The following is a 19777-nucleotide window of genomic DNA, read 5'->3' on the forward strand; positions in this document are numbered from 1 at the left end:
AGTCCCTTTTCGTTCGTGTACGTCGGCTCTGCGCGCCCTGGGGCGGCTCTGATCGTGGAACGGATGCGGGCGCACGGCGACTCTGCGACCGCGCGTGCGTCACAACGTCCTGTCGGCTCCCACTCCCGGAATCTGCCAGCGGACCCGCGCGGACGGAGCGATCGCGGTCGAGGCGCCCGGACTCTGCGGACGCTCCAGCAGGCCCTCGTGGACGATGCTGCGTTCGACGAACGCCTCCTGGGTCCACGGGATGAACTCGACGAGGGGAGGCACTTCGGAAAGGACGGTGCCTGCCAGGTGCTGGTGGACCTGCATCATGTCGCCGGCGTGAGGTGCCAGCCGCAGTCCTCTCGACGCGGCATGGCCGGCGATCTGCAGCCACTCCGTGACTCCGCCGACCCGGGTGACGTCGACCTGTACGACCCGGATGGCGTCCGCCGCCATGAAGGAGGCGAACTGGTGGTAGGAGTAGATGCTCTCCCCGGCGGCGACGTCCAGCCGGGTGGAGGACTGCAGCCGGGCGTGTGCCTGAAGATCGTCGGCATGGAACGGCTCCTCGACCCAGTCCATCGCCGCTTCCTCGAGGGTCGGCATGATCTGGTTCGCCGTCGACAGGTCCCAGCGCTGGTTGGCGTCGCACATCAGCGTGACGTCGTCCCCGATCGCCTTACGGACGGCACGCACCCGTCGTGCGTCCTCCTTCCAGTCGGGGCGGCCCACCTTGATCTTCACCCGGGACCATCCGTGGTCGATCAGCGACGTGAGGTCCCTGACCAGGTCCGCGTCGGAGAGGTTCAGCCAGCCTCCGTCGGTGTTGTACGCCTCGATGCTGTCCTGCGTCCCGCCGAGAAGCTGCCACAGCGGCATGCCGGCGCGCTGCGCGGCGAGGTCCCACAGGGCGATGTCGACCATCGCCAGGGCCATGTGGACGACACCGGCGCGACCGATCCAGTGCGTCGGCAGCCAGTAGAGGCGCTTCCAGGTGCCCAGGATGTCTTCCGACGAGGTGTCGAGGAGAGCGTCGGCGTAGTACGAGGTGATCACGTCGGTGAGGAGTTCGGGGGCGCAGTGGATGCCGGAGATCCCGGTCCCGACAAGGCCGTCGGCGGTGCGGATCTCCACCACGGGCACCGTCCAGTGCGTCATGGCGGCTGTGGAGTCGGCGATGGGCCGCTGCAGGGGCACGGCGAGGGCATACGTCGTGACGGACGTGATCACCGCACCGTCGTCGCCGCGCGGAAGGTCGGCGCCGTGTACGGAGAGAAGCCCGCGGGCGATACCGAAGGAAGTCTGATCGGTCATTGTCCCAGTCGGCCATGGCCGCTGGGGCACGTCAACGTCGATATGCGTATGCGGGCGATCTGCCTCGCAGATGTCACGCCCATGGATTGTCGCGCGGACAGCGGTAAAGCTGTTGCCCTGAGGAGGTTTTGTCAATGGCACTCGAGTTGGCCTGGCTGCGTACATGGGTTGAAGTCGTGGATGCCGGCGGATTCACGCGAGCGGCTGAGCAGATGCACTTGTCGCAGCCGCGGGTCTCGGCGCACATAGCGAGTCTCGAACGCGAACTGGGTTGCTCGTTGATCGAGCGCCGGATAAGGCCGCTCACTCTCACCGACGACGGCCGTGCGTTGCTGTCGAGAGCCCGGGCCGTCCTCGCGGCAGCCGACGAACTGGTCACCGCGCGCCAGACGGACCGCGGCACCATCGCGGGCAACGTGAGCGTGGCGAGTTTCGCCAGCGGAAGCTCCGAATTCCTCCCGGGTGTCATCACCGAACTGCGGGAAAAACACCCGCAGATCCATGTCGCGGTGCTCGACGGAGACGTCGCCTTCATCGAGGCGGCACTGTCCGAGCGACGGGTCTCCGTGGCGCTCCGGCCGGTCCGCCCCGAGCCGCACGACCATGCGTTCACCATGCGTCCGCTGTGGCGGGAGCCGTTCGTCATGCTCGCTCCGACCGGCCATCCGCTGCTCGAGAAGAGCGAGGTGGATCTACAGGACTTCGTGAATCAGCGGGTCATCACCATCGGCAATCCGCTTGCCAACACGGTGGTCGGCTACGAAGCCGAAGTCGAGCTGAGCATCAAGGACACGGTCGCCCCCTACGGCACCGTCTCCCATCAGCCGACCACACTCGGCGCGATGGTGCGGGCCGGACACGGTATCGGAATCATCAACTACCTCGGTGCGGTGATGATTCAGCGTGAGGGCATGGAAATGCGCCCTATACACAACCTGAACCGATACCGAGATGTCGGTATCTGGTGGCATTCGCAACGCCCCTTGGGCGCGGCCGCACAGGCGTTTATCCGTGCGGTCATCCGGGCGCCGCGACCAGAGGGCACAACTGCTATTCCACCGCTCTGATTTCCGCGGTGCGATTCGCGGTTCGGATACCGGTCATCCGGGACTCACCATTGACGTGGCGGCTTCTCGGGGCAAGGTTGGTCGGCAGCGGTCCCCCGCGTGGGAGCAGCCCGATTGTCGGCTGCCGAAAGCAACGAACGGAGTCGGGCATGACCAATGTTCGGACCTACTCGGATCTCGATGTCGCGGTTCGCAGCGACACGTCGGACGTGGGCGAGGGACCCGTCTTCGATCCTCGCACCGGCCGGCTCGTGTGGGTCGACATCTACGGCTGCAAGGTCTACGAGGACGACTTGTCCAGCGGCCGGCAGACCGTGACCGAGGTCGGCATGATGGTCGGTGCCGTGGCGCCGCGTGCCGACCATGACGGCTTCGTCGCCGCGGTGTCCGACGGGTTCGGCTTCATCGTCGACGGTGAACTGAAGGTGGTCGACCCGGTCCTGCCCGAACCGAACCTGCGCATGAACGACGGCAAGGTGGACTCGCGGGGACGATTCTGGGCCGGCAGCAACGACATGAAGTTCGCCCCCGACCAAGGACGGTTGCACCGCTGGGACGGCGAGTCCCCGAGCGTCGTCGAGGTGGGCGGTCTGGTGCTGCCGAACGGTCTTGGCTGGAACGCCGACGACACGGTCATGTACCTCGCCGACAGTTACGCCAACCTGCTCTACCGGGCGGACTTCTATGCGGAGCCGGGGTCTCTCGGTCCTCTCGACGTCCTTGCCGAGACCGAGGGACCGGGCGTTCCCGACGGCCTGGCGGTCGACGTGGACGGCTGCTTCTGGGTGGCCATGTTCGGAGGCCGCGAGGTACGCCGATACGATCCGGCCGGGCGTGTGGTCGGGGTCGTACCGGTGCCCGCCCACCAGCCGTCGAGCTGTGTCTTCGGTCAGGACGGCCGTCTGTACATCACCTCCGCGCGCAACGGCTTGTCCGCCGAGGAACTGGCGCGCTACCCGCTGTCCGGTTCCGTCTTCGTCGTCGAGACCGGCACGACCGGGGTTCCCGTACAGCCGTTCCGGGCCTGAACTCCTCCGCCCGACCCGGGAGTTCACCGCTCCCGAATCCGCGACCGTCAAGCATTCGGCCACCCGCATCGTGTGCGGGTGGCCGTCTCCATGCCGCCGGGTGGCGCCCTCGTCTACCAGCGCAGGGTCACCGATTCGCCGCGCCCGAGCCGTACGGTCAGGGTCACTCCTCCCGCGGTGACCTCGGTGGTACGGCCGCCCACGCTGCGGATCACCGCTTGCCTGACCTTGCCGTCGCGCCAGGACACGTCAACTGAGAAGCCACCACGGGCGCCGACACCGGTGATCCGCCCCTTCTCGGCCCACGCGTCGGGCAGCGCGGGCAGCAACTCGATCCGGCCCGGCCGGGAGTGCACCAGCATCTCGACCATGGCCGACGGAGTGCCGAAGTTCGAGTCGATCTGGAAGATGCTGCTGGTGTCGTCGAGCGGCCATACGTCGAACAGGTTGAGGGCGGATCCGCCGGTGCTGCCCGTCGAGGGCCGCAGATTCGTCATGATCATCTCGTACGCCTTCTCGCCCTCCTTGAACCTGGCCCAGCACAGCGCACGCCAGGCGTTGGCCCAGCCGTACAGGCTCGTGCCACGGTCGGTGAGCAGCTTCCGGACACCGGTGAGGAGTTCGGCGGGTGAGGACTCCAGGCTGATGCGGTCGCCGGGGAAGAAGCCCATGAGCGGCGAGAGGTGGCGGTGCTGGACCTCGCCAAGGTTGTCGGGGGTCATCCACTCCTCCAGCCAGCCGGTGGTGGGGCTGACCTGCGGGAGATAGAGGCGGTCGCGCAGGCCGTCGATGACCTTCCGGTAGGCCTTGTCCTTGCCGAGCGTCGCACTCGCGGTGTGGAAGTTGGTGAACAGCGCCCACACCAGTTCCTGCGCGTAGGTGATGCCCATGGCATCCTGCGGTCCGTGCTCGGGTGACCAGTCCTTGTCGTTCACGAGGACCTCGCGCGACTGCCCGGTGGCGGGGTCGGTGACGGTGACGGGCACCAGCCGGGCTTCCCAGAACTCGCAGGCGCCCTTGAGCAGTGGGTAGATGCGGGCGAGCAGCCGGGTGTCCTGCGTGTACTCGTAGTGCTCGAAGATGGTGTTCACGAGCCAGGCGCTGCCGGCCGGGTGCCACTGCCAGCCCGAGCCGCCGTGGATGTTGGTGGAGATGCCGACGGTCCAGCCGGCGACCTTGCCCGAGGAGTTGCGGAAGCGGTTGCGCGGGTCGTTGAAGAGCCGCACCGTGGTGTCGGTCCAGGCCGGCAGTTGGGCCAGGCAGTAGTCGGTGAGGGCGTCGAAGCAGCTGGGCAGGCCGGTCCGGTCGGCCATCCAGTAGTTCATCTGGATGTTGACGTCGGTGTGGTAATCGCCCATCCAGCCAGGGGTGTTGGTGTCGATCCACGCTGCCTGCAGACCCATCGGTACGCTGTCGCGCGAGCCGCAGATCATCAGGTAGCGGCCGAACTGGAGGTAGGACGCCTCCAGTTCGGGATCGGGTGCGGCGCCGTCCTGGGCGCGGGTCTGGAGGCGGGTCCAGGTGTCGAGTTGGCGCTGCTGTTCGGTGGAGGTTCCGAGCGACAGTGTCATCGCGTCGAAGAGGTTCCGGTAGTCGGCTATGTGGGTGTCGGCGAGGCTGTCGGGCGTCTGACGAACCGCCGTACGGACCTTCTTCCGGGCCAGGGCCTGGGGGTCGACGGACGGGTCGCGGTAGCCCTGGGCGAAGTCGGGGGCGTAGTCGGTGCCGCCGCTGAAGATGACGGTCAGATCGCCGCAGCCGGTGAAGTCCACGCCGGAGCCCGTGACTTCGACCTGACCGGTGCCGCTGACCGCCGTGATGGCGGCGCCGTAGCGCAGGCCGTTGTCGAATTCGGCGCTGAAGGAAGCGGTGGCGTCGGAGGTGTTGGCGACCGTGTTCTCACCGTGGGTGCCGGCCAGGGTGATCCGACCGGTGTAGGTGCCGCCGCCGCTCTGCGAGAAGCGTACGACCACGACGTCGTCCGGGTGGCTGGCGTACACCTCCCGCCGGTAAGTCACGCCGTTCTGCGCGTAGGACGCCGTGACCAGGCCGTTGCTCAGGTCCAGGGCGCGGCTGTAGCCGGTGACGGAGTCCAGGGTGTGGCCGGGTATCTCGACGGTGAGGTGGGCGAGTTGAGTCAGGGTGCCGAACGCCGTCTGGTCGTAGGGGAACTGGCCGTCGCTGCTGAGCACGTCGTTGCGCCCGCCGGTCCACATGGTGGCGTCGGTGATGAAGAGCGCTTCGTCGGCGGGGTCCCCGCCGACGAGGGCGCCGAGCCGTCCGTTTCCGATGGGCATGCCCTGCTGGATCATGTTGCCCGCGGCTGCGGGCGCCGTGTGCCACAGGCGCACCGCCGTGCTGTCGTCCACCCGGGGGTCGGTGGCGGGCCGGTGCGGCTCGGCCGCGGCGGCGGTGAAGGCCGGCAGTCCCGCGAAGGCGGCGAGGGTTCCCGCGGCGCCGGAGCCGGTCAGCTCAAGGAATCTCCGCCGACTCGGGAAGTCCGGGTGGGCAGGCTGGCGCGAGCTCATGAGGGCTGTTCCTCCTGGGGAGTTCTGATGCGCAAAGTGCTGCTCAGAAAGGCAGGAGAAACATAGATCCGGTAATTGGGGAGCTCAAGGTCCCTGACATTCGCATAGAGCATCCTGGTTATTCGCGGAATGTCCTTCGCGTCGGTGCCGGTTCCCTCCCCCATCGAGGACCGTCGCGATCACAGCACCGCTCCGATCCGCCACGGGGCGATCTCCTCGGAGCCGAATCCAAGCAACTCGGACTTGCTCGGCTCGCCCGAGGCCAGGTCCACCAAGCGCTCGAACAGCCTTACGCCCGTGGTGATCTGCTCCTCGCGGGTGAACGCGGCCCCGGCGTCGAAGTCCATGTCGCCGGCCATGTGCTGGTACAACCGGCTGGTCGTGGTGATCTTGAGGCAGGGGGCCGGGCGGGAGCCGAACACCGAACCGCGGCCGGTGGTGAAGGCCAGCAGGTTCGCCCCGCCGGCCACCATGCCGGTCGCCGACACCGGGTCGTAGCCGGGGGTGTCCATATAGGTCAGACCAGGGGCCTCGACCCGCTGGGCATAGTCGACGACTGCCCGCAGCGGGCTGCTGCCGCCCTTGAGGACCGCGCCCAGCGACTTCTCCCAGATGGTCGTGATGCCCCCGTCGCGGTTGCCGCGCGAGGGATTGTTGTCCAGTTCGGCCCCGTTGGCGCGGACGTACTCATTCCACCACTCCAGGATCTCGTCGAGCCGATCGGCCAGTCCCGCTTCGGCGGCCCGCGCCACGAGCAGATGCTCGGCCCCGAAGATCTCCGGTGTCTCCCCGAGGATCGCCCGGCCTCCGGCGGCGACCAGCAGGTCGGCGGCAACTCCCAGAGCGGGGTTGGCGGTCAGGCCGGAGTAGGCGTCGCTGCCGCCGCACTGCAGGCCCAGGGTGAGCCCGGACAGCGGCAGCGGCTCCCGGCGAAGCCCGGCGACCCCCTCCGCGATCACCGCGACCTGCCGCAGCGCCTCGTTCACCGTCGCGACCGACCCGCCCAACTCCTGGATGGTCAGCTGCTCGACCGGGCGGTGCAGGTCCTCCAGAAAGTTCTCGGGCTGGTTGACCTCGCAGCCGAGGCTGACGGAAACGACCCCGACGAGGTTGGGATGGGCGGCATACCCGCGCAGGGTACGGCGCAGGATCTCGTCGCCCCGGCCGCCCTCCGCCAGGCCGCAGCCCAGGTCATGGCCAAGGGCGATCACCCCGTCCAGGCCGGGGGTCCCGGCGTGCGCGGCCTCCGCCGCCTGGGCGACCATTCGGGACACCGTGGCGGCGCAGTTCACCGACGGCAGGATTCCTATGTAGTTGCGGGTTGCCACGGCGCCTCCGGGCCGCTTGTAGCCAAGGAAATGGTCGCGCGTCGGGGCCACTGGCGGCGTCCACGGGACGGCGGTCTGCCGGGCGCCGCCGCGATTGGGCGAGGCCGCGCCCCTGACCTCCACGTTGTGGACGTGGACATGACTGCCCGGCGTGATCGGAGCCGTCGCGTACCCGATCACGGCTCCGTATTTCACGATCGCCCGGCCCGCCGGGATGTCGGTCAGCGCGACCTTGTGGCCGGCCGGAATGTCCTGAGTGATCGGGATCCGCACCGGATCGGCATCGCAGACCGCCCCCTCGCGCAGATCGTCCAACGTCAGTCCGACGTTGTCGGCGCTGCGGTCGGCCACCAGTAGCCGAGGCCGCCCTAAAGCGGGCACGAGGCCGTCCGTCGTCTCACTCACTCGAGCTCCTTCAAACTGACGTACGGCGTCCGCTGCCGAATCCGGCACCTTCCGCTGTCGTGGCGCAAACGCTAGGCGGCGATTGCTGCTGTTGAGAAGCGTGAAAATCGGATGGAAAACATCTGTCAGACGACTGACGCAGACAATTGCACGCGCAATGGCTCATGGCGACCACCATCCGGTGGTCCACTTCAACCTGCTCGGTCGCCGACCGGTGGACCTTCGCCGGCGCGGTGATGAGGGTTTCACGCTCAACGCCGACGCGTTCCGACGGCCCGAACAAGCCTGAGCCGCGAACTGCCGCGCACAAGAACCCCTCAACTCACTTCCGCCGCCCGGGAGTTCCAGCCTGCGCTTTCGCCACTCTGGACCCCCGTCGCCTCGAGAGTGACCCCCGCGCACTTCCTGCACGCTCCCTTGACAGCCCCTGCGCCCCCTCCCGAAACTACCGAACATTCGGTTGATGACTACGACTGAGTCAGCTGCAGATCCTCACCAACCTCAAGGGAGCCCCATGACAGGGTCCAAGGTCGGAAACAAGGTCAAGCTGTCGCGCACAGCCTCGGTACTGGCCGGCGGTTCGGCTGCGCTCGCCCTCTTGGTGGCGGGACAGACAGCGACCACCGCCGCGCCCGCATCAGCTTCTGCCTGGCAGCCGCCGGCGCCCACGTTCGCGACGAGCGCGCCCGTGCGCACCACCGTCACCATGGACGACGGCGTGAAAATCGCGGTCGACATCGTCTATCCGACCGACCCGAGCACCGGGGCACGCGCGTCGGGCGATTTCCCTGTGCTGCTGGCGCAGAACCCCTACGGCACGCAGCCTTCCGACCCTGCCGACAACGGCACCTACTTCGTTCAGCGGGGATACGTCTTCGTGGTCTCCGCGGTACGGGGCACCGGTGACTCCGGCGGACAACTCGACTGGTTCGGCGACCGGCAGGGCAAGGACGGAGCCAACCTCGTCAACTGGGCGGCCCACACGCTGTCGGGGTCCAACGGCAAGGTGGGGCTGGAGGGTTGCTCCTACCTCGGAGTGAACCAGTGGTTCACCGCCGCGGCTGTGGGCAAGAACTCCGCCCTCAAAGCCATCGCACCGTTCTGCACCGATTCGGACTTCTACAACGACCTCACGGCCAACGGCGGCATCCCCACCTCTTTCGTGGCCAACATCGCCCGAGCCCAACCACGCGGTCCAGAAGACGACCCTGCGACCGACCCGCAATCCGTGACGATCACCCAGCAGGCCAACGGCGGCTCACGCTCGTACAACGATGCCTATTGGCGGGCGCGAAACGTCCAGAAACTCATGCCGCGGATCGTGAGCAACAACATTCCGGCGCTCAGCCAAGCCGGGTGGGAGGACCTGTTCCCCGGTGGGAACCTCGGCGCTTATGTCGCGGCCCAAAACGCCTACTTTCACCGGCCGTTGACCGATCCGATCACACCGGGCGACCCCGTCACCGGCCGGTACCAGGCGATCGTCGGGCCCTGGACCCATGGCGAGCACGTCAACGAATCCACCCTGCAGGCCATTCGCCTGGAATGGTTCGACACCTGGCTCAAGAACGCACCCACCGGCATGGCCGCCACCTCGAAGCCCCTGCACCTGTTCGAGAACGGCGCGAACACCTGGATCGACAGTTCCGCATGGCCGCTGTCTCTGGACGCTCGGACCTACTACCTCGGCAACGGGTCGCTGACGGCAACCAAGCCCACGGAGCAGGGAAGCGAAAGTCTCTCCTGGGGCGCGTCGACCGCAGGAAACACGCTGACCTACACAACGGCCCCGCTCGCCGACACAGCCCTGCTCAACGGACCGGCCGACGTCACTCTCTACGCCAGATCAACGACCGTCGAGACCGAACTGACGGCCACACTGAACATCGTTGCGCCGGACGGCACGGTGACCAAGCAAGCCGACGGAATTCTCCTGGGCAGCCAACGCGCCGTGGACACCGGCGAAAGCTGGTACGGCAGGAACAAGGCACTTCTCAAGCCCAGCCACCCCTTCACCCAAGCCTCGCAGCAACCGGTGACACCCGGCCGGACCACCCGGTACGACATCTCCCTGCTGCCGAACTTCACCAGGATCCCGGCCGGTTACAGGATCCAGGTCACCATCAACAGCCAGCCGCCGGCCGACTTCCACTTCCCGGTCTCCCCCACCCCGCAGCAACTGGCCAACCTGACCGGCGGTCTGTACACCGTTGAACGCTCCGCGGAAGCGGCATCGTTCGTCAATCTTCCGCTGACATCACCCGGTGCGGCGGCCCCCAGCAACGACAACTGGGGGCCGGCGTCCTGACCCGACCGCGTGGGCACGGGCAGTAGCGGTTCAGAGCGGGTTGAGGCGGGCCTTGAGCAGGCAGAACTCATTGCCTTCGGGGTCGGTCAGGACATGCCACTGCTCCTCCCCCGTCTGGCCGATGTCCGCCGGGCGCGCACCGAGCTTCAGGAGGCGTTCGAGTTCGGCGTCCTGATCGCGGTCGGTGGCGTTGACGTCGATGTGCAGCCGGGACTTCCCCTTCTCCGGCTCATCCCTGCGACTGAGGATGATCGTCGGCTGCGGACCGCCGAACCCTTCGCGCGGCCCGATCTCCAGCGTGCCGTCGTCCTCGCGATCGAGCACGACGAAGTCCAGGACCTCGCACCAGAACCGCGCCAGCACCTCGGGGTCGCGGCAACCCAGCACGAGCTCACTGATACGACATGCCATAACGAAACCTGCTCTCAGCCTCGGAACTGCAGGGGAGGCCACAAGCGAACCTTGTGGGCTCCCAGCAGTGAAAACAACCCCGCGACCGTACCGGACGAGGCGCGCACCGGCGAAGTGATTTCAGGGTGCTTGACTTCAGTCGAACAGATCGGGCTGTTCCGCGGTGATCTGGTCCCACAGGGGGCGGAATTGGAACCAGCCCGGAAGCGCGCCGGAGATCTGTGAACGCACCATCCGCGCCGTCTCGGAGTCGATCAGCTTCGGCTTGCCGGCGGCCATGGCCAGGAGCTGCGCCTGGCAGGACCGCTCCATGGTGATGAAGTACCAGGCGGCCTCGGCCACGGACTGCCCGACCGTGAGCAGCCCGTGGTTCTGCAGGACGACGGCCTTGGCGCTGCCCAGAGCCACACCGATCTTGCGGCCCTCCTCCGTATCGTTCACGACCCCTTGATAGTCCGAGTAGAGGCCGTGATCCTCGAAGAAGGCACAGGAGTCCTGCGTGATCGGGTCCAGCCGGATACCCAGGCTCGAGAAGGCCTTTCCGTGCAGTGAGTGGGTGTGCGCGGCCGCGACCACATCGGGCCGCGCCCGGTGCACTTCGGAGTGGATGCAGAAGGCGGCGTTGTTGACCGGCCGCTTCCCCTCCAGCAGGGTGCCGTCGTGGTCGACGAGGATCAGGTCCGAGACCCGTATCTGGCTGAACGCCATCCCGAAGGGGTTGACCCAGAAGGCCGTGGGGTTCTCCGGGTCGCGTGCGGTGATGTGGCCGGCCACCCCTTCCGAGAAGCCGAAGCGGGCGAACACGCGGAAGGCCGCCGCGAGTTCCTGCTTTCGGACTTGCCGCTCCTCCTCGACGGACAGGTTCTCCGGCGGCAAGGGCAGGGTGACGCCCTCGGGCATGGGGCCGACGGATGCCTGCTGGACGGCTGTGGGTGTCAGGGACATGGGTTTCCTGCCTCTCAACGTTCCTACGGGTCGGGCTACTTCTTGTTCTTGTGGACGCGGCTACTGCTCGTTCGTGCGGGTGCCGCTACTTCTGGTCGGAGCGCAGGCGTTTGCCGTACATGGCATTCACCAGCCGCAGGATGAAGCGATACGACGAGGGGGCGAACGGGAGCATGTGAAGGTCGCGGCGCATCGGGAACCGGTTCACGGAGATCGCCTGCAGCTTGGTGTACTTGCGGAAGCCCTCGGCACCGTGCCGGACACCGACTCCCGACGCCTTCCAACCCCCCATGGGCAGGCCGAGGGCCAGGTAGTTGCTCTGGGCGTCGTTGATGGTGACGCAGCCGGCCTCCAGTCGCGCGGCCAGCTGCCGAGCGCGGGCCATGTTCGAACCGATGATGGTCGCCTGCAGGCCGTACTCGCTGTCGTTGGCCAGCCGAACGGCCTCCTCGGCGTCGGCGACCTTCATCACGGGCAGCGTCGGGCCGAAGGTCTCCTCGCGCATGCACTTCATGGTGTGATCGACATTGACGAGCAGCGTGGGTTCGAAGAAGCGACCGGGGCCGGGAGCCGCATGGCCCCCGACGAGGACACGCGCACCGCGACTCACGGCGTCCGTGACCTGGTCCTCGACGATCCCCATCTGCGGCGGGAAGGTCATGGCGCCCAGATCGGTGCTGCCCAGTCCCGCGGGCCTGCCCATGGTGACCTCACGGAACCGCTCTTCGAGCCGGGCGACGAACTCGTCGTACACGGGGGCCTCGACGTAGACCCGCTCGACCGAGGTACAGGTCTGGCCCGCGTTGAACAGAGCGCCGTGGAGGGCGACGTTCACGGCCCGTTCCACGGAGGCGTCCGCGAGGACGATCAGCGCGTCCTTGCCGCCGAGTTCCAGCGAACAGGGGATGAGCCGCTCGCCGGCCCGGGCCGCGACGGCGCGGCCGGTCTTCGTCGACCCGGTGAACATCACGAAGTCGGCGGCTTCGACGAGGGCCTGGCCGGTGGCGCCCGCGCCGGTGACGACCTGGAACACGCCGTCGGGCCAGCCGCATTCGCGGGTCATCTGCTCCATGAGGCGCGCGGTCAACGGGGTGTATTCGGAGGGTTTGAGCACGACGGCGTTGCCTGCCGCGAGGGCTGGGATGGCGTCACCGAAGGAGTTGATCAGCGGGTTGTTCCAGGGGCCGATGACCCCGACGACGCCGACCGGTGCCCGGCGGGTGTACATGCTGCGCCCCAGCACGAAAGGTGACAGGGACCGCACCTTCGTGTCGGCGAGGAGGCGTCGTGCGTGCTTGGCCCAGTAGGCGAAGGCGCTGACGCAGTAGACGACTTCGACGATCGCGTCCTCCTCCGCCTTGCCGTTCTCCGCGACGATGGAGTCCGTGATCTCCTGCCGGTGCGCCAGCAGCCAGCGGCGGCTGCGCGTGAACAGCTCCGCACGCGTTCGCGGGCTGAGCCGCGCCCAGCCGGCCTGCGCCTGCCTGGCCCGGAGGACCGCTGACACCACCTCTTCCGCGGGCGTGTCGGCCACGTGTCCGACCACTTCCCCGGTGGCGGGATTGTCCACCGCGATGCCCGCGGGCGCCGAGTCAGCGGCTGCGGTAACGGTTCGAGTCTGAGTCACGGAATCTCCTGCAGGAACGTTGACTTCGGTTCATCCAGAATGGGACGGTCGTTTGTGCAAGTCAAGAGTCTTGGACAATTGACCAACTTCATCGCAACGGGGAAAGTTCCCGCGTCGCCGCCAAGGAGCATTCGGAATGAAACGGACAGCGTCGATCACACTCAACGGCTTGGGCGTCCCCGAGTCGCTGCGTTGGCATGAGAACGCCCTGTGGTTCTCCGATCTCGCGCACGGCACAGTCCACCGCTGGGACGGGAGCGGAGAGGCGAAGACGATCGCCAAGGTCCCCGGACGCGCCGGCGGACTGGGCTGGCTCCCGGACGGGAGGATGCTGGTCGTCTCGATGGACGGCGGCTGCGTCTACCGCCTCGAGCCCGATGGACAGCTGGTCGAACATGCGGATCTGCGCCACCTCGTCGGCGGCCCGGTCAACGACATGCTCGTCGATCCGAAGGGGCGGGCATACGTCGGAAACTTCGGCTTCGACTACCACGCCTTCGTCCGGGAGCACCCGAACTCGATGCTCTACGCACCCCCGGGTCCCCCGAAGACCCCGATCGCCTGCCTCGCCCCGGACGGGGAACTGATCGGGCTGACGGAACCGACCCTGTTCCCGAACGGCTGTCTGCTCACCCCGGACGGTAGGACCTTGGTGGCCGCCGAAACCCTGGGCATGCGCCTCACCGCCTTCCCCGTCCATCCGGACGGCACTCTCGGCACCCCACGCCCCTGGGCAGCGCTGATCTCACCGCTGCTGTGGCGCATGGTGAACCATCCAGGGCTGCCCGGGCGGATCACGCGCAGAGTGTCAGCGGCGCTGGACCACCCGGCCATCGCCAAGCGTTCCTCGTCGCCGATCGCCCCCGACGGGATCGCCTGGCACAGCGACGGCGAAAGCATCTGGATCGCCAACGCCCTACGAGGTGAGTGCGTGCGCGTGGCGGAGGGCGGCCGAGTTCTGGATCGCGTCGCGACGAGCCAGAACACCTTGAGCTGCCTGGTCGCCGGGGGTGACGGCCGCACATTGTTCGCGGCGACCGTTCCGACCGACGACCCCGTCCGCGCCCGCGAGCTCAATGGCGGCCGCATCGAGATGTACCGACTGTGAACCGTCCGATAACGGTCCGGTTCAATCTCATGTCGGACAGTTGACTTGGACACTCGACCAAGAGACGCTGTGAGCATGAGCCGAAACTCGGAAAGAAGCCAGGTCGTGCTGGTGACTGGGGCCGCCGACGGGATCGGCGCGGCGATAGCCGCGCTGGCGGTGGCCCGCGGTCATCGCGTGATGCTGACGGACGTCAACGGGGAAGCCGTCCATTCCGCCGCCCGCCGACTGGGCGACCGCGCCGCAGGCTGCGTACTGGACATCAGGGACCCGGAGGGCTGGGCCAAGGCGTTCGACGCGACCGAAGCGCAGCTCGGTGCCGTCGATGTCCTGATCAACAACGCGGGGATCACCCACACCGGACATGCGCGGGACCTCAGCCTCCAGCAGCACCGCGACATCGTCGAGGTCAACCTGCTCGGGACCATCACGGGCGTGCATACGGCGCTCCGCCGCATGACCGAGCGGGGCAGCGGCCACATCATCAACGTCTGCAGCATGACCTCGTTCCTGCCCCTGCCGGGATACTCCACTTACGGCGCCAGCAAGTACGCGATGCGGGGCTTCCACCACAGCGTCGCGCTGGAGGAGCGGAACGGCCCCCTGGACTTCACGATCATCCACCCGCCGTCCACCCGGACGAAGATGCTCGACCAGGAGATGGCCGACCCCACGTCCGCGATCTCCTTTGCCGAGAAGTCGTACGCGCCGGAGCAGATCGCGAAGGCCGTCGTCGACGCGATCGTCTCCAAACCGCTTGAGGTGGTGTTCCCACCCCTCGCCGGACGCTTCCAGCGGATCGCCGGTGTGTTCCCGCGACTGATGCGCTGGGTGCTGCCTCGGGCCGAGGCCAGAGGCGTGCGCCAGAGGGAGCGGCTCGTCTCCGACGGGAAGACCTGCACGTCCGACGCGTCCGAGACCCCGCACCGGTCGGTTTCCTGACCGGTCCTGCCGCCGGCCGCCTTGACCGGCCGGCGATACGAACAATCCAGAAGGGTGCAGTTGTGAGCGCACATGTGGTGTCCCGGCCGGACGTGAAATCGGCTGTCTCCGCCCTCGCCGGCCTGAGCGAGGACCGGATGGCACAACTCTCCAGGGCGACCGAGCACTTGGATCCGCCGTTCGCCGTGGTGGACCTGGACGCCTTCGACGCGAACGCCGCTGAGCTGGCGCGCAGGGCCGAGGGCCGCGCCACCATCCGCCTGGCCAGCAAGTCAGTGCGCAGCCGCGACCTGATCACGCGTGCGGCCGAGCGGCAGGGCTACCACGGCATTCTCGCCTTCACCCTGCCCGAAGCCCTGTGGCTGGCCGAAGAGCACGCGGACGTGGTCATCGGATATCCGACAGCGGATCGCACAGCCCTGAAGCGGTTGGCGGCGGACGAACGTGCGGCCTCGCGCATCACTCTCATGGTCGACTCGGTCGGCCAGCTGGACTTCATCGACGAGGTGGTGGGCTCTTCCCGGCCCGACATTCGCCTCTGTATCGACCTGGACGCATCCCTGGAACTGGCGGGCGGCCGACTGCACTTGGGCCCGTACCGCTCTCCTGTCCACACTCCGCAACAGGCCGCGTCGCTCGCCCGGGCGATCGTGGGGCGAGCCGGGTTCACGCTCGTCGGTGTCATGTCCTACGAGGGCCAGATCGCCGGACTGGGTGACAATCAGCCCGGCTCTCCCCTCAAGCGACTCGCGGTCCGCGCGATGCAGCGCCTCTCCGCCCGCGAACTGGCCGACCGGCGGGCCGCGGCCGTCGCCGCCGTCGAAACCGTCGCACCGCTGGAATTCGTCAACGGCGGCGGCACCGGCTCCATAGAGCAGACCTCGTCCGAGGACGTCATCACCGAGATCGGTGCAGGCTCCGGTCTCTACGGCCCCGGGCTGTTCGACCACTACCGCCGCTTCCGCCCCCGGCCCTCCGCCTACTACGTCATGTCCGTCGTACGCCGCCCGGCAACCAGGATCGCCACTGTCCTCGGAGGCGGATGGATCGCCTCCGGCCCGCCCGGAAACGACCGCCTGCCCACCCTGAGCTGGCCCCAGGGCCTGCGGATGAATCCAAGGGAGGGGGCGGGGGAGGTCCAGACCCCGGTCCTCGGCGCGGCGGCCGAGGGGCTCCGGCTCGGTGACCATGTGTGGTTCCGGCATGCCAAGGCCGGCGAACTGTGCGAACGCGTGAACGTCCTCCATCTCGTATCCGGCTCGCAGATCGTCGAGCAGGTCCCGACCTACCGCGGTGAAGGCCACGCCTTCCTCTGACGTCCCCTTCCAGGCCCCTCATCCCCCGGAGGCCCGATGTCCACCGAGTCCGAATCCGCGGCGCCCCTCCTGGTGGCGTCCGTCGGGCCGGCTTCCGCCCAAGGACCGGCCGAACCCGTCTCGCGCAGCTGGACCACCTTGTTCAGCCTGGTCTGGTTCGGCTACTGGATGGCGAACCTCGTGCCCCTCCAGCTGCTGCTCCCGCAGCAACTGGAGGCGATCAGTCCGGCGTCCAAGGTGCGCGACTTCGCCATCGTCAACGGCATCTCCGGGCTGGTCGCACTGATCGCCCTGCCGCTGTGCGGGGCGCTGTGCGACCGCTCCCGCAACCGCTTCGGCCGACGAAGGATCTGGCTCGGCGCCGGTGCGCTGACATTCGCCGCCGGATTGATCGTCACCGGTGAACAGAGATCAGTGACAGGCGTGAGTGTGGCCTGGGGGGCCAGCATGCTGGGGCTGAGCGCCGCCACCGCCGGTCTGACCGCTGTCATCGCCGACCGCGTTCCCGTGCCGCAGCGCGGCATGATCTCCAGCGCCATATACGGTCCCCAGGCCCTCGGCGTGGTGGCCGGAATCGCCATCGTCTCGTCCTTCGGCCTCTCCTTCACACACAGCTACACCGTCCTCGCGGTACTCCTGATCCTCTGTGTCGTGCCCTTCTTGGCGGCCTACCGCGACACCACGTACGACACCGAGCCCCCGCTGCGGCTGCACCTGGTGATCGCTTCCATGGGCAGCTCGCTCAGGAACCGCGATTTCGCCTGGGCCTTCGGCGGACGACTGCTGGTCAACCTGGCCAACTCACTGGGCACTTGCTACATGCTGTACTTCCTCACCGACGACCTGAGGGTCTCGGACCCGGAGAGCAGTCTGCTGGCGGTCACCGTCGTCTACCTGCTCGCGGGAATCCTGGCCACCACGGTGGCCGGCGTGCTGTCCGACCGTCTCGGCCGACGACGGATCTTCGTCGCGCTGGCGGCCGTACTCCAGGCCGTCTCCGGCTTCCTTCTCGCCGGCTTCCCGAGCATGACGGTCGCGCTGATCGCGTCGGCACTCATGGGTGGCGGGTTCGGTGCCTACATGGCCGTCGACCAGGCACTGATCACCCAGGTCCTGCCCGACGCCGAGAGCCGGGCAAAGGACCTCGGCATCATGAGCATCGGCTCGGTCGTCCCCCCGACGCTGGCTCCCCTGATCGCCAGCTTCATCATCACCTCCAACCGCGGCTATTCCCTCCTGTTCACCGCCGTAGGTGTCACGGCGGCCGTTGGAGCGGCCCTCGTCTACCGAATCCGTTCCGTCAGATGAGGGCGCCCAGCTGACTCCCAACCGGCTTAGCCCGACTCGCAGTTGATGAAAAGACCAGAACCTGGAAGGACCCGGCAGATGGCGATCGGCACGAGCAGTACATGGCGCAACTGGGCCGGGAACGTCACTGCCCGTCCCGTACGGGAGGTGACTCCCGCCTCCGTCGAGGAGCTCTCCGCCGCCGTACGGAAGGCAGCCGACGACGGCCTGAAGGTAAAGGCCGTCGGCACCGGACACTCCTTCGCAGCCGCCGCCGCGACCGACGGCGTGATGATCCGGCCCCAACTCCTCACCGGCATACGGAAGATCGACCGCGAGGCGGGCACGGTCACCGTGGAGGCCGGTACGCCCCTGAAACACCTGAACGTGGCCCTGGCCCGCGAGGGACTCTCGCTCACGAACATGGGCGACATCATGGAGCAGACGGTTTCCGGGGCGACCAGCACCGGAACGCATGGCACCGGGCGTGACTCGGCTTCGATCGCCGCACAGATCAAGGGACTTGAGCTGGTCACGGCCGACGGCTCGGTACTCACCTGCTCGTCGAAGGAGAACCCGGAGATCTTCGCCGCGGCCCGAATCGGCCTGGGCGCGCTCGGAGTGATCAGCGCGATCACCTTCGCCGTCGAGCCGCTCTTCCTGCTCACCGCACGCGAGGAACCGATGACCTTCGACAGGGTCACGGATTCCTTCGACGAACTCATCGCGGAGAACGAGCACTTCGAGTTCTACTGGTTTCCGCACACCGAGAACTGCAACACCTTGAGCAACAACCGCAGCGCGGGCCCGACCGCCCCTGTCGGCAGGCTCAGAGGATGGTTCGAGGACGAGTTCCTCGCCAACGGCGTCTTCCAGGCGCTCAGTTCGCTGGGCCGGGCCGCGCCCGCCGCCATCCCCGGGATCGCGAAGATCACCAGCCGCGGTCTCTCGGCGCGGACGTACACGGACATCCCGTACAAGGTATTCACCAGTCCGCGCCGGGTGCGCATGATCGAGATGGAGTACGCCGTCCCGCGCCACGCCCTTGTCGAAGCCCTGCGTGAACTGAAGACCATGGTCGACCGCTCGGATCTGCGGATCAGTTTCCCCGTCGAGGTCCGCACGGCCCCTGCGGACGACATCCCGCTCTCCCCGGCGGCCGGCCGCGACAGCGCGTACATCGCCGTCCATCTGTACAAGGGCACGCCGTACCAGGCCTATTTCGACGCCGCCGAGCGGATCTTCACCGCGTACGAGGGGCGCCCGCACTGGGGCAAGCTGCATACGCGCGACGCCGATTACTTCGCCAAGGCCTATCCGCGTTTCGGTGAGTTCACCGCCGTACGGGACCGCCTCGATCCGGAGCGGCGCTTCGGCAACGACTATCTGCGCCGCGTGCTGGGGGACTGAGGACACCCGGCGAGCAGTACGGATCCGGCGATGAAGCCAGGTTTCAGTCCAGGTCGGGGTCGGGCTTGCGGGCGAGGGTCACGAGGTGCTCAGCGGTCAGCTGGAGCACCTCCCGGCTGCGTTCGCCCTCCCGGTCGACCAGCCAGCACAGGGTGACCCCGTCGAGCACCGCGTTCAGGTAGCGGGCGAGGACGGGCAGAGGCACCGTCCATTCGATGCCGGCGCTCGCGGCCGCCTCCTCCAGGACTTCCTCGTGAACCTCCAGGTAGTGGGCGTACTGCCGGCGCGCCAACTCCTCGAAGCCGGCCTGGCGCAAGGCGTAGTGGGTGAGCTCGTATCCCACCTGATGCTCGCCCGGGGCGAGCTCCACGCCCTCCCAGAACGCGTACAGACTCCCGGTGATGCGGTCGCCGAGATCACCTTCCCCGGCGAACGCCTTCCGTGCCGCCGCGCCGCTGCTGTTGGTAAATCGCGTGATGACCTCATCGAGGAGGTCCTCACGCGAGTCGAAGCAGTAGTGGAAGACCCCCAGCGGCATGTCGGCCTCGTTGACGATGGCGCGCGTCGTCGCCTTCGCCACTCCATCGCGGACCATCACCCGGATCGCCGCCGCGATCAGTGCTTCCCGTCGGTCCTTCGCTGCCATGCGGGCCATTCGGCTGCCGTTCTCCTGAGGTCGACTACGTTCACCTCACATGCTAACTCGCGTCTTGGACGATTGACCAAAACCCTGTGAGCTGCATGCTCGACTTCGAAGATCGGAAA

General features: G+C 67.6%; 15 protein-coding genes. 8 read left to right on the forward strand and 7 right to left on the reverse strand.

The window, feature by feature from the left end:
• Positions 1-99: 99 nt before the first annotated feature.
• Positions 100-1302, reverse strand: a complete 1203-nt coding sequence (locus OG246_RS34705) for a mandelate racemase/muconate lactonizing enzyme family protein (protein ID WP_266472589.1) — start codon at positions 1300-1302, stop codon at positions 100-102.
• 134 nt (positions 1303-1436) lie between these two features.
• On the opposite strand from OG246_RS34705, the gene OG246_RS34710 reads away from it, so the two are divergent.
• Complete coding sequence (locus OG246_RS34710) at positions 1437-2369, forward strand: LysR family transcriptional regulator (RefSeq protein ID WP_266472591.1); 933 nt, start codon at positions 1437-1439, stop codon at positions 2367-2369.
• A 149-nt stretch (positions 2370-2518) separates the two neighbouring features.
• On the forward strand, positions 2519-3397 hold the full coding sequence (locus OG246_RS34715; protein WP_266472592.1) for an SMP-30/gluconolactonase/LRE family protein: 879 nt from the start codon (positions 2519-2521) through the stop codon (positions 3395-3397).
• 113 nt (positions 3398-3510) lie between these two features.
• Here the strand turns inward: OG246_RS34715 and OG246_RS34720 are convergent, their stop codons facing one another.
• Positions 3511-5925, reverse strand: coding sequence for a glycoside hydrolase N-terminal domain-containing protein (locus OG246_RS34720; protein WP_266472593.1), 2415 nt, complete (start codon positions 5923-5925; stop codon positions 3511-3513).
• A gap of 179 nt (positions 5926-6104) precedes the next feature.
• The gene (locus OG246_RS34725) at positions 6105-7658 is read right to left on the reverse strand and encodes a UxaA family hydrolase (RefSeq protein ID WP_266472594.1); all 1554 of its coding nucleotides are present in this window, start codon (positions 7656-7658) and stop codon (positions 6105-6107) included.
• Positions 7659-8172: 514 nt separating this feature from the next.
• Between OG246_RS34725 and OG246_RS34730 the strand changes: the two genes are divergently transcribed.
• The gene (locus OG246_RS34730; protein ID WP_266472595.1) at positions 8173-9966 is read left to right on the forward strand and encodes a CocE/NonD family hydrolase; all 1794 of its coding nucleotides are present in this window, start codon (positions 8173-8175) and stop codon (positions 9964-9966) included.
• Positions 9967-9996: 30 nt separating this feature from the next.
• Here OG246_RS34730 and OG246_RS34735 read toward each other — a convergent pair whose 3' ends face one another.
• The 3 genes from OG246_RS34735 to OG246_RS34745 all read right to left on the reverse strand — a co-directional run bounded on the left by OG246_RS34735 (position 9997) and on the right by OG246_RS34745 (position 12949).
• Positions 9997-10377, reverse strand: a complete 381-nt coding sequence (locus OG246_RS34735; RefSeq protein ID WP_168515557.1) for a VOC family protein — start codon at positions 10375-10377, stop codon at positions 9997-9999.
• 135 nt (positions 10378-10512) lie between these two features.
• A complete protein-coding gene (locus tag OG246_RS34740) occupies positions 10513-11322 on the reverse strand; it encodes a class II aldolase/adducin family protein (protein ID WP_266472597.1) in 810 nt (269 codons plus the stop codon).
• Positions 11323-11407: 85 nt separating this feature from the next.
• Entirely contained in the window at positions 11408-12949 is a 1542-nt protein-coding gene (locus tag OG246_RS34745) for an aldehyde dehydrogenase family protein (protein WP_266472599.1), read from the reverse strand.
• A gap of 136 nt (positions 12950-13085) precedes the next feature.
• Here OG246_RS34745 and OG246_RS34750 point away from each other — a divergent pair, with 136 nt between their 5' ends.
• The 5 genes from OG246_RS34750 (at position 13086) to OG246_RS34770 (ending at position 19012) form a co-directional block, all read left to right on the forward strand.
• Positions 13086-14057, forward strand: coding sequence for an SMP-30/gluconolactonase/LRE family protein (locus OG246_RS34750; protein ID WP_266472601.1), 972 nt, complete (start codon positions 13086-13088; stop codon positions 14055-14057).
• Positions 14058-14132: 75 nt separating this feature from the next.
• Positions 14133-14999, forward strand: a complete 867-nt coding sequence (locus tag OG246_RS34755) for an SDR family oxidoreductase (RefSeq protein ID WP_266472603.1) — start codon at positions 14133-14135, stop codon at positions 14997-14999.
• 137 nt (positions 15000-15136) lie between these two features.
• Entirely contained in the window at positions 15137-16315 is a 1179-nt protein-coding gene (locus OG246_RS34760) for an amino acid deaminase/aldolase (protein ID WP_266474938.1), read from the forward strand.
• Positions 16316-16351: 36 nt separating this feature from the next.
• The gene (locus OG246_RS34765; protein ID WP_266472604.1) at positions 16352-17623 is read left to right on the forward strand and encodes an MFS transporter; all 1272 of its coding nucleotides are present in this window, start codon (positions 16352-16354) and stop codon (positions 17621-17623) included.
• Between the two features lie 78 nt (positions 17624-17701).
• Complete coding sequence (locus tag OG246_RS34770) at positions 17702-19012, forward strand: D-arabinono-1,4-lactone oxidase (RefSeq protein ID WP_266472605.1); 1311 nt, start codon at positions 17702-17704, stop codon at positions 19010-19012.
• Between the two features lie 43 nt (positions 19013-19055).
• On the opposite strand, the gene OG246_RS34775 is transcribed toward OG246_RS34770, so the two are convergent.
• Complete coding sequence (locus OG246_RS34775; protein WP_266472607.1) at positions 19056-19658, reverse strand: TetR/AcrR family transcriptional regulator; 603 nt, start codon at positions 19656-19658, stop codon at positions 19056-19058.
• Positions 19659-19777: the final 119 nt, after the last annotated feature.

It is taken from the genome of Streptomyces sp. NBC_00620, from assembly GCF_026341825.1.
GTDB lineage: Bacteria > Actinomycetota > Actinomycetes > Streptomycetales > Streptomycetaceae > Streptomyces.

What these genes read in the sequence shown, in the direction of transcription:
- OG246_RS34705 (WP_266472589.1), bottom strand. Translation starts at nt 1,302, where the DNA reads ATGACCGATCAGACTTCCTTCGGTATCGCCCGCGGGCTTCTCTCCGTA.
- OG246_RS34710 (WP_266472591.1), top strand. Translation starts at nt 1,437, where the DNA reads ATGGCACTCGAGTTGGCCTGGCTGCGTACATGGGTTGAAGTCGTGGAT.
- OG246_RS34715 (WP_266472592.1), top strand. Translation starts at nt 2,519, where the DNA reads ATGACCAATGTTCGGACCTACTCGGATCTCGATGTCGCGGTTCGCAGC.
- OG246_RS34720 (WP_266472593.1), bottom strand. Translation starts at nt 5,925, where the DNA reads ATGAGCTCGCGCCAGCCTGCCCACCCGGACTTCCCGAGTCGGCGGAGA.
- OG246_RS34730 (WP_266472595.1), top strand. Translation starts at nt 8,173, where the DNA reads ATGACAGGGTCCAAGGTCGGAAACAAGGTCAAGCTGTCGCGCACAGCC.
- OG246_RS34735 (WP_168515557.1), bottom strand. Translation starts at nt 10,377, where the DNA reads ATGGCATGTCGTATCAGTGAGCTCGTGCTGGGTTGCCGCGACCCCGAG.
- OG246_RS34740 (WP_266472597.1), bottom strand. Translation starts at nt 11,322, where the DNA reads ATGTCCCTGACACCCACAGCCGTCCAGCAGGCATCCGTCGGCCCCATG.
- OG246_RS34750 (WP_266472601.1), top strand. Translation starts at nt 13,086, where the DNA reads ATGAAACGGACAGCGTCGATCACACTCAACGGCTTGGGCGTCCCCGAG.
- OG246_RS34755 (WP_266472603.1), top strand. Translation starts at nt 14,133, where the DNA reads ATGAGCCGAAACTCGGAAAGAAGCCAGGTCGTGCTGGTGACTGGGGCC.
- OG246_RS34760 (WP_266474938.1), top strand. Translation starts at nt 15,137, where the DNA reads ATGGCACAACTCTCCAGGGCGACCGAGCACTTGGATCCGCCGTTCGCC.
- OG246_RS34765 (WP_266472604.1), top strand. Translation starts at nt 16,352, where the DNA reads ATGTCCACCGAGTCCGAATCCGCGGCGCCCCTCCTGGTGGCGTCCGTC.
- OG246_RS34770 (WP_266472605.1), top strand. Translation starts at nt 17,702, where the DNA reads ATGGCGATCGGCACGAGCAGTACATGGCGCAACTGGGCCGGGAACGTC.
- OG246_RS34775 (WP_266472607.1), bottom strand. Translation starts at nt 19,658, where the DNA reads ATGGCAGCGAAGGACCGACGGGAAGCACTGATCGCGGCGGCGATCCGG.